This window comes from Niabella sp., from assembly GCF_030150205.1.
GTDB lineage: Bacteria > Bacteroidota > Bacteroidia > Chitinophagales > Chitinophagaceae > Niabella.
The window spans coordinates 77428-89437 of the sequence record NZ_JASLGT010000020.1 but is presented as its reverse complement, the minus strand read 5'-3'; the positions used below and the strand labels follow the sequence as shown (position 1 = coordinate 89437).

The following is a 12010-nucleotide window of genomic DNA, read 5'->3' as shown; positions in this document are numbered from 1 at the left end:
CCGGTAACACCGCATCATAAAAGAAAACCGGTAGCAACAACCACCCGTGATCCTTATTTTTGATAACTATTTATAGAAGTATAACAATGGAAAAAGAACAACTGAAACAACAGGTAAAAGAACAGATCATTAAGTTTCTGAATCTGAATAATGTAAAACCTGAAGATATTAAGGATGAAGAGCCCTTGTTTGGGGATGGCCTCGGACTGGACTCCATCGACTCCATTGAACTGATCGTGATGCTTTCCCGCGAGTATGGCATCAACATCCAGGATCCTAAAGAAGGACGAAAAATTTTAACTACTGTTAATACAATGGTAGATTATATTGAACAACACCGTACAAAATAAAATTCCGTTTTGGGCAGGATTTTAGTTACCGGCATAGGGCTCACTTCTGCGATCGGCGATACAGTGGCAGCAAACCGGCAGTCGCTGAAGGAAGGACGTTCCGGTATCGGGAATGCGGCCTTTTTGCAATCGAAATATACAACCCTGCTTCCTTTCGGAGAAGTAAAAAAAAGCACGGAGGCGCTGGCAGACCGATTGAACGCCCCCCAGGCCCAGGCTACCCGTACCGATTTGATCGCTTTGCAGGCGTTAAAGGAAGCGATCGAAGATGCACAGCTCTCTGAGCAGCAATTACGCAGCCGGTCTACAGCGCTGATCGGCGCCAGCACTGTTGGAGGTATGTGCCTGACGGATAATATGTATGCCGATGCCAATGCCGATGTGCCTACAGGCAGCCCTTACCTGGCATCCTATTCTAATAGCGCCAGCACCCTGTTCCTGCAATCTTTTTTTAATATCGGCGGTATCATCAATACCTTTAATACCGCGTGTTCTTCTTCCGCCAATGCTATTATGTATGGTGCGCGCCTGCTGAAGAGCGGACGGGCAGAACGGGTGATCGTAGGCGGTACCGATAGTCTTGCAAAATTTACGATCAATGGTTTCAATGCGCTGATGATCCTATCAAATGCACCCTGCCGGCCTTTTGATATAGCGCGGAAAGGCCTGAACCTGGGCGAGGCCGGAGCGTTTATCGTTTTGGAAAAAGAGGAGCATATTGTGCCTTCCCGCCGGATCTATGCAGAACTAAAAGGGTATGGCAACAGTAATGATGCCTATCATCCTTCCTCTACTTCAGAAAATGCCGACGGTCCCTTTCTTTGCATGCAGGGAGCTTTGCAAACAGCAGGCCTGCAGCCGGAAGACATTGATTTTATCAATGCACATGGAACGGCTACCGAAAATAATGATGAAACAGAAAGTGTAGCCATGCTGCGCTTGTTTGATAAGGTACCCGCTTTTGCCAGCACCAAATCCTATACAGGCCATACGCTGGGAGCTGCCGGTGCCGTTGAAGCCATCTACAGTATCCTCAATCTCTATCATCAGGAAGTATATCCCTCTTTAAACTTTGAAACGCCCATTGAAAAAACCGGGCTGGTTCCGGTAACGGCTTACGAAAAACGCCCCCTTCGTTATGTAATGTCCAACTCATTTGGATTCGGAGGCAATTGTAGCTCGTTAATCTTCGGGCAATACCTTTAAAAAACATCCTTCCTGTCAGGGGCAGGCGTATCTGATTGCAGTACCGGCTAAAGGCGTTATCTTTATAGAGCATCTTTGTTAAAACAAATACCTATGACAACTGCAAAACACCGGGGAGATGTTGCTGTTTATATTGATCCGCTTACAGACTTTGGTTTTAAACGCATCTTTGGAACAGAGCCAAATAAAGACCTGCTTATTGCTTTTCTAAACTGCATCTTCAATGGCCGGAAACATATCACAGACCTCAATTTCAGCAAAACAGAATATACGGGAGATACCACCAATGGAGGCGGGGCCGTTTTTGACCTGTTATGTACCGGCGACAATGGTGAAAAGTTCATCATTGAAGTACAGCGCAGCAATCAAAAAAACTTTAAGGAGCGGGCACTTTTTTATACAAGCCGCCTTATTAGTGATCTGGCACCTAAAGGCAAACGGCATCTTTGGAATTATGAATTACCGGAAGTATTCCTGGTTGCATTGTTGGAAGATTCTGAGCTGGAAGAGCTTTCCACCGGATCTGTACTCCATGATGTAGGGCTTTGCAGTGCCGGATCAGGAATACGGTTTTATGATAAGCTTGGATTCATTTATATAGAATTACATAAATTTGTGAAAACAGAGGCAGCATTAAAAACAGATCTGGAAAAATGGCTGTATGTGCTGAAGAACCTGGGGCAAATGAAAAAAATGCCGGTATTCCTGCGAAAAACAATATTTCAGAAGTTATTTCACATTGCCGAATACAGTAACCTTACAAAAGAAGAAAAGATGCTTTACGATAAGAGCTTAAAACATAAATGGGATCATGCTAGTGTATTGAGCTATGCCCGGGAGGCTGGTAAAGAAGAAGGCATCAGGATTGGTGAGCAAAAAGGCAGGGAAGAAAGAGACTTTGAATTTGTAATGAACCTTCTTACCAATACCGATTTTGAAGTATCAAAAATTGCTGCATTAGCCCAGGTTACCGTTGCCTATGTAAAACAGGTAAAAGAAAGAATCAGCTGAATTTTCATCCCGCCAGAGCGGGACATATTTTCAAATTTTCAAATCGCCCCTCAATCTTTTTTCGCCGCCAGGGTAAACCCAATGGTTGTGCCTACCCCTTCTGTACTGCGGATATGGATCGTCTGCTGGTGTGCTTCAATAATGTGTTTGCAGATAGCAAGACCCAGGCCGCTGCCTGTGATATCCATACTACGACCCGTTTCGGTGCGGAAAAAACGCTCAAAGATCCGGGGCAGGCTTTTTTCAGTAATTCCCACACCATCATCGCTGATCTCCACCAGGATCCGTTTGTCATCGGTTTTATAAATACCGGCCTTAATACTGCCGTTAATCTTCCCATACTTAATGGCATTTTCCAGCAGATTGATTACCACCTGGCGGATCTTTTCCTTATCGGCATTGACCATAATCGGACCTTCGCAGCCTTTTTTAATGCTGAAATGAATATTTTTCTGTTCGGCTTTTATCGAAATGCCCTCAAAAGAATCCTTCAACAGGTCCTGTATAATAAAATTCCGTTTTACAATGGTAATTTCCCCGCGTTCCAGGCTGGAGATTTCATCCAGGTCCTGCAACAGGTTGGTCAGCCGCTCTACATTCGTGGATGTTTTTTCCAGGAACTTCCGGCTGATCAACGGATCTACCATATCGCCGGCCAAAAGCGTTTCCACATAGCTTTGTATGGCAAAAACAGGGGTTTTAAATTCATGGGAAAGATTTTGCAGAAATTCCCGCCGGAACTCTTCATTGGCCTGCAGTGTGGCTACTTTTTGCTGGTTCTCCTGCGCCCAGGTCTCCACATCTACCGCCACCTCATCCAGGCTTTTTTTGGGAAGGATGTATTTATAATAGGTTTCCTGCCGCCGCGTGGCCTTGGTTTGATAAATAAACTTGTAAATAACCTTGATCTTACGGTAAATAAACCGTTCCAGTACAAAACTAACCAGCAGAAATCCGCCGATCAGTACCACAAAGAACGAAGCAACGGCGGGTTGCCATTTCTGTTCAAATACATAATCGATAAGGCTGATGGGAGCTGCCAGACCCAATGCCGTATAAAACGATAATTTTCTTGGTGAAAGGTTTTTAGGGTCAAACATGCTCAAGCCATTAAAATCATTCCGGAAACAGATACCATCCTATACTTCGAACTTGTATCCCACGCCTTTAACCGTTGTAATACAATCCAGCTCCAGCTTTTGCCGTATTTTCCGGATATGCACATCAATGGTACGGTCGCCCACAATTACGTCATTTCCCCAGATCGCGTTCAGGATCTCATTCCTTAAAAACACGCGCCCGGGCTTTAACGCCAGCAGGTATAGCAGCTCAAATTCCTTTTTGGCCAGGATGATCTCTTTATCTCCGTTCAAAACCACAAATTTTTCCGGATCAATGGTTACCGGTCCCACTTTGATGGCTTTATTATCGTCTTTATGAATACGGCGCAGCAGTGCGCTCACCCGGCTCAGCAATACTTTCGGGCTCACGGGTTTGTTTACATAGTCATCTGCTCCAGTTTCCAGCCCGCGGATTTGTGTAGATTCATCATTAAGCGCGGTCAAAAACATGATCAGGGTATCTTTAAAAGTCGATTGGGCCCGTAATACCTGGCATACCTGCACACCGGTTTTTTTCGGCATCATCATATCCAGGATGATCAGATGCGGTTTTACCTTGTTTGCCAGGTCAATTGCCTCTTCACCGTCCCTGGCCGTGGTTACATCGTAACCATCTTTTATCAGGTTATAAGATAAAATGTCGAGAATGTCGGGTTCGTCATCCGCAACGAGAATTTTATACCCTTTATTATCCATTTAACAGAAATTTAAAGCAAACCTAACCGTATTTTTTTGATATACGGCCTTTCTGCAGGTCTGATTGAAGAGAGTTAATAATAAATTAATCTAATCATCATCATAAAATTACGCTGAAAACTGCCTGGTTTTATCCTGCGGGTATCATGGTATAAATTTTGCATGATTTTTAACCAAATATTCTTACCAGGCTGTGTAATTTGTGATTAAATGTATATGAAGAAGCTTATACCGTTCCTTTTACTGCTATTATTATCTGTGCAGGCCGATGCACAAAGAAGATCCAAAAGAAAAAAAAAGCGGGAACAGGCACCTGTTGAAGTGGTAGACACCATTCCGGCCTATACGCCTGCAATGATCCGGTTAAAGCTTCATGAAACGGTGGATGCCGACCAAAAGGCATTAATGGCCAGCGATGGTAAAGCCGATGCCCAGCTGAACGTTTCCGCAGACGAACGCGTAAATGCCGCAGCAGGCGATGCCGCTACCAAAAGGGTTGACTGGCTGCAGTACGAAATAGAAACAGATCCTACTATGGATCAACGACTTAAAGCGAATTATCTTCTGGGACTTTCAGAAATCCTACGGTATGTAAAAACAGGATGGAGACGGGGCGACGTGGATGCGGCTTACCTGCCGGAGATCATTGCCACGTATAAAAAGTGCATCGCTGCCGACCGCAACAAACAGTCCATAGCGCCCCTGATCCGCAATCTTCCGTATGATGTGGCCTATACCGCCATTTTGCCCCGGGTGTTTAAAGACAATGTTGGCTACAACGACACCAAAGATGTGCTCCTGCTGAAATTAAGCGAGCGGTATCCGCAAAAGACCTTTGCCTCGTTGAGGACCAACCCGGACTCTCCGTATGCCGATAGCCTGATTCGGGTAATGGCACACAAATATCCCCAGCAACTCTACGATTATGCCCAGGCCAATAATAAACTCAGCTACAGGATCCAGAATATTGAAGACGATGCGCTTATAAAAAGCATTGTGGGTATGGCGCGAAGCGATAATAAAAGCGGGCAGTTCTACTTTCCGTTCCTGGACCTCATTTCCTCCGATAAATTAACGATTAAGGAGATCGACGCCGTTAAGAATGATCCTGTAAAATATTTCCGCCTGCTGGTAAAAACCCAGATCGAATATTCAAAACGGGCTTCCGCGGGAGATACTGCGATCGGATACCGGAGTCTTTTGAGCAAACTGGAGCAAAAAGCCAAAGATGAGTTTGTAGCGCCCATCAACGGGCTGCACGAGCGCCCGGATGCCATCCGCTTCCGCGCCATTCAGCCGCTGAGTGCGGAAGAACTGTATTATGTGGCAGTACTGACCAACGGTTTGATCTATACCAGCAGTTATACCAATGGCGTATACCCGCTCATGATGCGGAAGGCCCGCAACAGAGGCGACGAATTGCTGAAAAACCTCAATTTCGATCATTATCGAAAATTTATCAGCCAGGCCGCCTCCTACAATACCCTCAAAAATTTTCTGAGCACCTTTGCGGATAAGGACGACACAAAAAGACTGATGACTTCTTTTGTAAGCAACCTGGAAAAAACAGAGGGGCTGGAAGACGGGGTGGATGTAGCCGATTCCTATGCCAGCGTTTATGAAACCCTCCCGGACCTGGCAGGCCAGATGCTGAGCGATGTAAAAGAAAACCTTGCCCGTAATAAACAGGCAGGTAATAAAAAAGGCGTGGCCATCTACAATATCCTGAATTATCTTTTTCTCTCCGCCGACTCTTCCAACCGGATCGACCTTACCAAAGAGCTTCGTATTCCGCCGGTATACGATATCAGTTTCAGTACACTGGCAAATGAAAAAGGGGAAGTGATCAGCCAGGTGTTCTTTTATGGAGATCAGGACGGACGGAATATTTTTAACGGTTTTCTGAATATGTTTAACCCATCCAACTGGAAAATCGACCGCAGCAATAAGCAATGGGTGGTGATCAAATCCACCAAGGGCAACCCGGTTTCCATTTACGCTAACCGGCCGCTGGATGAAACAAAGGGAGAGGATGACAAGGCCCAGCGTGCACTGAACGCTTACCTGGAAGAAAATAACCTGTATCCCACGGTTACCATTCACCGGGGCCATAGTTACTATGCACCTACTACGATCGATTATATGTCGCCCACATCAAAGCTGGTGTTTATGGGTTCCTGTGGCGGTTTTAACCTCATCGACTCTATTTTGAGAAAATCGGAAGATGCCCATATCATCGCCTCCAAGCAAATTGGCAAAACAGCCATTAACAAACCCTTCTTTCTGTTGTTAACAGAGAAACTCCGCACAGGAAAAGACATCGAATGGATCCCCTTCTGGAAGGAATTTAAAGGCCGGGCCAATGTTCCGGGGTTTGAAGATTACATCCCCCCCTACAAAAACCTGGGAGCCATTTTCATAAAAGCCTATAAAAAAGAAACCGGGGAAACCGATATCTGATTTTTTGCGTCTTGGTTTTGTTAAAAGATCATCGCAAGCTTCCTTACTGCACAAAAAGGGGGTAGCTTTGCGCATCGCATGAATTTTTAGTACGTTTTTTATGAAAAGATCGGCTTTTGTTTTAGGATTGGTAATTGCGTCCGTAACCCAGGCATTTTCACAAACAGAAAATGGCAATATACCCGAATATACAGTTCCCATTACCCGGCAACTGGCCCACGACAATGTAAATAAGCAGCAGAAACTGTTGCTGGGCAGCGATGGTAAAGCAAACGACACATTTACCATTGATAATAATGAAAGCGCCAGCCAGATCGCCACAAAAGCGATTACTACAAAAGTAGACTGGCTCCAATACGAAATTGAAACGGAACCCAGTATTGATAACCGTATGAAAACCGGCTATCTTTCCGGATTAGTGGCCATTTTAAGTCATATGCGTACCGGGTGGTTAAAAAAAGAGGTGCGTCCTACCCATTTTGACCAGATCATTGCACTGTATAAGAAACTGATCGATGCCAATCAGAAAAAAGAATCACTGGTACCTTATGTATCGTACTTTCCCTACGATATTGTGTACACTGCCACCCTGCCCCGCATCTTTGAGGAAAACCCCAGCTATAAACAAATAAAAGATATTTTACTGGTTAAGTATTGTACGCAATACCCTTACAAAACATTTATTGCGCTTACAGATTACCCGGATGCTCCTGCAGCAGATAGCCTGATAAAAGTAGCAGGGAAACAATATCCTGAACAACTGTATTCCTATGCTCAGGCCAATAATAAACTGGGCTATAAGATCCGGTCTATTCAGAACGACGAATTTGTAAAAACGGTAGTAGCCTTATCCCAGCAAAAAAGCGGTCAGATCTATTTTCCCTTCCTGGACAACCTGGTAAAAGGAAAGATTACAACCGCCCAGCTGGATGCTGCCAAGGATGACCGGTATAAATATTACCGCCTGCTGGTAAATACCCAGATTGATTACACGAAGCGGGCACTTGCCGGCGACACCGCCATCGGGTACGCTGAATTAACCAAGCGACTGGAGCGGAAGGCCGCGGAGGACTTTATTTCGGAAATCAACGGCTTGCATGAGTCGCCAAACGCAGTTCGCTTTAAATGCCTGCAGCCCCTGAATGCACAGGAGCTGTACTACCTGGCCGTATTGTCTGATGGGTTGATTTATACCAGTAGTTATGTAAGTGGTGTATATCCCCTGATGATGAGCAAAATCAACAACCGGGGAGATTCACTGCTGGTGAGTGTTACCTTTGACCATTACCGTAAATTTATCAGCCAGGCAGCCTCGTATAACACCTTGAAGAATTTTTTCACTACTTTCAAAAGTGAAGCGCATGCCCAGGACCTGATGACCGCATTTGCCAGCGGACTGGAAAAATCCAAAGGGCTGGAAGACGGGGTGGATGTGGCCGATTCCTATGCCAGCCTTTATGAAACCCTGCCGGACCTGGCACGCCAGATGCTGGCCAATATTAAGCGGAACCTGGAGAGTAACCGGCGCAATGGCAACCAACGGGGTATTGCCATTTATACCATCCTCTCCAAGCTGTTTATGTCGGCCAATCCTGCCAATAATATCGACCTTACCAAAGAACTGGGTATTCCGCCGGTTTATATGGTGCCTTTCTCCAACCTGACCAACGAAAAAGGAGAAGTGATCACTCAAATGTTCTTTTACGGGGATGATGACGGAAAAATGGACTTTGACATTTTTGTACGGACGTTCTCTTCAGATCCTAAATGGAAGCTGGATCAGAGCAACAGCAAGTTTGTGGTAGCTAAAACCACCAGCGGCGTTCCGGTGTATGTATATGCCAACCGGCCCCTGCCCAATGAAGACGACCAGGACTATGTGGCTCAAACAGCCATGGAGGATTACCTGGAAAAGAATAACCTGTCGCCCACGGTTACCTTCCACCGGGGGCACAGCTATCATGCCATGACCAGCGTGGGCTATGTAAGTCCTACCAACCGGGTGGTATTTATGGGTTCCTGTGGTGGCTTTAATCTCATCGACTCGATCTTAAGGCGCTCATCCGACGCCCATATCATTTCGTCCAAGCAAACAGGTTACCGGGATATCAACCTGCCTTTTATCCGGATCTTCCTGGAAACTTTAAGAAATAAAAAAGATATCGACTGGATTCCCTTCTGGAAAGAATTCAGGGCAGCAGCCCATATTACCGGTATGGAGGATTATATTCCGCCGTACAAAAACCTGGGCGCTTTATTCATCAAGGCATACAAAAAAGAAACGGGGGAAGAGGATCTGTAAATGTGCGAATTTGAAAATGTGAAAATGTGAAAATGAAGATTTCGTTACCGCCTCGTGATTTTTCTTCTATTCGACATTCACAGCAATCAGCGATTAGACATTTTGACGTTCGATGTTGAACCCCCAAAAACACATCAAACATAAAAAACGGCTTCAACCTGGCCCTTGAGACTGGATCCAATGTAAAAAGGTGAAACCGGGAACGGTGCGGGTCTTCGAGTGTAAATCAGGATGTGACGTGGAACCTGGAACTTTAAACAAAAAAATCACTGCTTCCAAAGCTGCACGCCACCGTCAATGCCATCGATATTCGAAACGATGGTCATATTGTCTTTCAGTTCAAGCGTTATTTTTTTGGCCAGTCCGCCGCCAATAAACAAATGATCGTAATTAAATGTGGTTTGCAGGATTTTTAATACCGCATGCAGCCGTTTATTCCACTCTTTTTTTCCCAGGTCATCATAAGCCCGCTGGCCAATATACTGATCATAGGTCTTATTATTAATACAGGGATGTTGCCCGATCTCCAGGTGGGGCAACAGCTTTCCATCCAGGAAGAACGCCGTACCAAAACCCGTGCCCAGGGTGATCATCATTTCAAATCCCTTGCCGGCAATACAGCCCAGCCCCAGCATATCCGCATCATTCACCACCCGTGCCGGTTTTCCAAGTGCTTTTGAAAGCAATGCGGCCAGGTCTACCTTATTCCAGTATTGCGAACCCAGGTTGGGCGCCGTATACACGATATTATTCCGCACATAACCGGGAAACCCTGCCGACACCTGGTCGTATTTGAAATCCTTCACCAGTTCTTTGATCGTATGCACCAGGTTCTCCGGTGTGGCCGGAACAGGCGTTGGTTGTTTGATATAATCCTGCACCATTTCACCCTGCGCATTGAGGGTACAGCCCTTTACCTTGGAACCGCCAATATCAATAGCCAATGTGATGGATGCCATATACGTTTTCTTTTTAGAAGCATGAAAGATAGATAAGTTTACGGGTCTTAAAAAAAAATTGTCTCCAGAATAATTATCTTGCAGGCCCATGGCAGATTCAAAAAAGGCATTTTTTGACGTTTCAAAGGTCAGGCGGGTATTTCAATACGCAGCACCGTATAAGAAAAAATTTTACCTGTCTGTTGTACTGGCAATCCTTCTGGCCCTTATTACACCCGTTCGGCCGATGCTGATCCAGCTTACGGTAGACGATTATATTACGCATTCCATTCCCCGGATGGTGGTTTATGTAACGTTGCTCCAACTGGTGATCATCCTGATTGAAACCGTCATGCGCTTCTCCTTTTCCTTTACTACGGCCTGGCTGGGACAGGCAGTAGTAAAAGACATGCGGGACGCTATCTACAAAAAGATCCTTCGTCTGAACCTGCGGCAATTTGACCGCACGCCCATCGGCACGCTTACCACCCGTACCATCAATGATATCGAATCCATCAACGAGATCTTTTCTGACGGACTGATCCCGATTATAGCCGACCTGCTTTCGATTCTTTGTGTATTGCTGTATATGTTCTGGATCGACTGGAGACTGACGCTGATCGCGCTGATTCCGTTCCCGATCATGATCATTGCCACGTATTATTTTAAGGAAAGCATTAACCGTTCTTTTTTTAAGGTACGCAATGCCGTGGCCGCGCTCAATGCCTTTGTGCAGGAACATCTATCCGGTATGAGTGTAGTACAGGCCTTTCATGCAGAGGAAAAAGAATTTGACAAGTTCAATACCATTAACAAACAACACCGCGATGCCAACATCCGGTCCATTTTTGCCTATTCGGTCTTTTTCCCCATCATCGAAATCGTACTGGCGCTTTCGATCGGGCTTATTATCTGGTACACGGCCCGCGAAGCCCTGGATCTGAAACAGGGGCAGCAGGGAGTGATCGTATCCTTTATCCTTTGCCTCAACCTGCTGTTTCGCCCCTTACGGATGCTGGCCGATAAGTTTAATACGGTACAGATGGGCATCATTGCCAGTGAGCGGGTGTTTACGGTAATGGACAACCCGGATACGGATCAGCCGCCTGCAGGCGGATACCAGGATCCGCAACACCGGGTAGCAGGTACCGTTGATTTTGAAGATGTTTCTTTTGCCTACGTGGATGACAAATGGGTGCTCAAAAACCTGAGCTTCCACATCCGGCAGGGCGAAACCGTGGCCATCGTGGGGCATACCGGCAGTGGTAAAACCACGATTACCAACCTGCTGAACCGCTTTTATACCATTCAAAAGGGCACCATCAGGGTAGATGGCCGGAACATACAGTCGTTGTCACCCGCGTACCTTCGTAAAAATATTGGTGTGGTGCTCCAGGATGTGTTCCTGTTCTCCGGATCGGTTCTGGACAATATAACCCTCCGGAACCCGGAGATATCAAAGGAGCAGGTGATCGCCGCTGCCAGGATGATCGATATGCACGATTTTATTATGCGTTTGCCAGGCGGATACGATTACAATGTTAAGGAACGGGGTGCCACCTTATCGCTGGGACAGCGGCAACTGCTTTCGTTTATCCGGGCCCTGCTATATGATCCTTCCATCCTCATTTTGGATGAAGCAACTTCCTCCATTGATACAGAAAGTGAACTGCTCATACAAAAAGCCACCGAAACGCTGGTAAAAGGCCGCACCTCCATTGTTATTGCCCACCGGTTAAGCACCATCCGCAAAGCCGACAAAATAATTGTATTGGACAAGGGTTTACTGGTAGAGATGGGCTCCCATGACGAATTGATGCAAAAGAACGGGTTTTATGCACGCCTGCATAAAATGCAGTTTGAGCAGCAGGCCGGGCAGGTTTCTGCCTGAACCCTATTCCCGTATACCGGTGATGCACTCTGTTT

Annotated in this window: 9 protein-coding genes; 6 read left to right on the top strand and 3 right to left on the bottom strand. The window is 45.9% G+C overall.

Annotated features, from left to right (window positions below; genetic code table 11):
* The first annotated feature begins 86 nt into the window (after positions 1 to 86).
* The 3 genes from Q1V85_RS16175 to Q1V85_RS16165 all read left to right on the top strand — a co-directional run bounded on the left by Q1V85_RS16175 (position 87) and on the right by Q1V85_RS16165 (position 2567).
* Entirely contained in the window at positions 87 to 350 is a 264-nt protein-coding gene (locus Q1V85_RS16175; RefSeq protein WP_300601528.1) for a phosphopantetheine-binding protein, read from the top strand.
* Between the two features lie 9 nt (positions 351 to 359).
* Entirely contained in the window at positions 360 to 1556 is a 1197-nt protein-coding gene (locus Q1V85_RS16170) for a beta-ketoacyl-[acyl-carrier-protein] synthase family protein (protein WP_300601527.1), read from the top strand.
* Between the two features lie 93 nt (positions 1557 to 1649).
* Complete coding sequence (locus Q1V85_RS16165; protein WP_300601525.1) at positions 1650 to 2567, top strand: Rpn family recombination-promoting nuclease/putative transposase; 918 nt, start codon at positions 1650 to 1652, stop codon at positions 2565 to 2567.
* 50 nt (positions 2568 to 2617) lie between these two features.
* Here Q1V85_RS16165 and Q1V85_RS16160 read toward each other — a convergent pair whose 3' ends face one another.
* Complete coding sequence (locus Q1V85_RS16160) at positions 2618 to 3667, bottom strand: ATP-binding protein (RefSeq protein WP_300601524.1); 1050 nt, start codon at positions 3665 to 3667, stop codon at positions 2618 to 2620.
* Positions 3668 to 3706: 39 nt separating this feature from the next.
* Positions 3707 to 4384, bottom strand: a complete 678-nt coding sequence (locus Q1V85_RS16155; protein WP_300601523.1) for a response regulator transcription factor — start codon at positions 4382 to 4384, stop codon at positions 3707 to 3709.
* A 216-nt stretch (positions 4385 to 4600) separates the two neighbouring features.
* On the opposite strand from Q1V85_RS16155, the gene Q1V85_RS16150 reads away from it, so the two are divergent.
* Both Q1V85_RS16150 and Q1V85_RS16145 read left to right on the top strand, forming a co-directional pair.
* Positions 4601 to 6844, top strand: coding sequence for a hypothetical protein (locus tag Q1V85_RS16150; RefSeq protein ID WP_300601522.1), 2244 nt, complete (start codon positions 4601 to 4603; stop codon positions 6842 to 6844).
* A 100-nt stretch (positions 6845 to 6944) separates the two neighbouring features.
* Entirely contained in the window at positions 6945 to 9146 is a 2202-nt protein-coding gene (locus tag Q1V85_RS16145) for a hypothetical protein (protein ID WP_300601521.1), read from the top strand.
* A gap of 266 nt (positions 9147 to 9412) precedes the next feature.
* On the opposite strand, the gene Q1V85_RS16140 is transcribed toward Q1V85_RS16145, so the two are convergent.
* Positions 9413 to 10105 carry an ROK family protein gene (locus Q1V85_RS16140; protein ID WP_300601520.1) on the bottom strand — a complete coding sequence of 231 codons (693 nt, stop codon included), beginning with the start codon at positions 10103 to 10105 and terminating at the stop codon, positions 9413 to 9415.
* Positions 10106 to 10193: 88 nt separating this feature from the next.
* Between Q1V85_RS16140 and Q1V85_RS16135 the strand changes: the two genes are divergently transcribed.
* Complete coding sequence (locus tag Q1V85_RS16135; protein ID WP_300601518.1) at positions 10194 to 11975, top strand: ABC transporter ATP-binding protein; 1782 nt, start codon at positions 10194 to 10196, stop codon at positions 11973 to 11975.
* Positions 11976 to 12010: the final 35 nt, after the last annotated feature.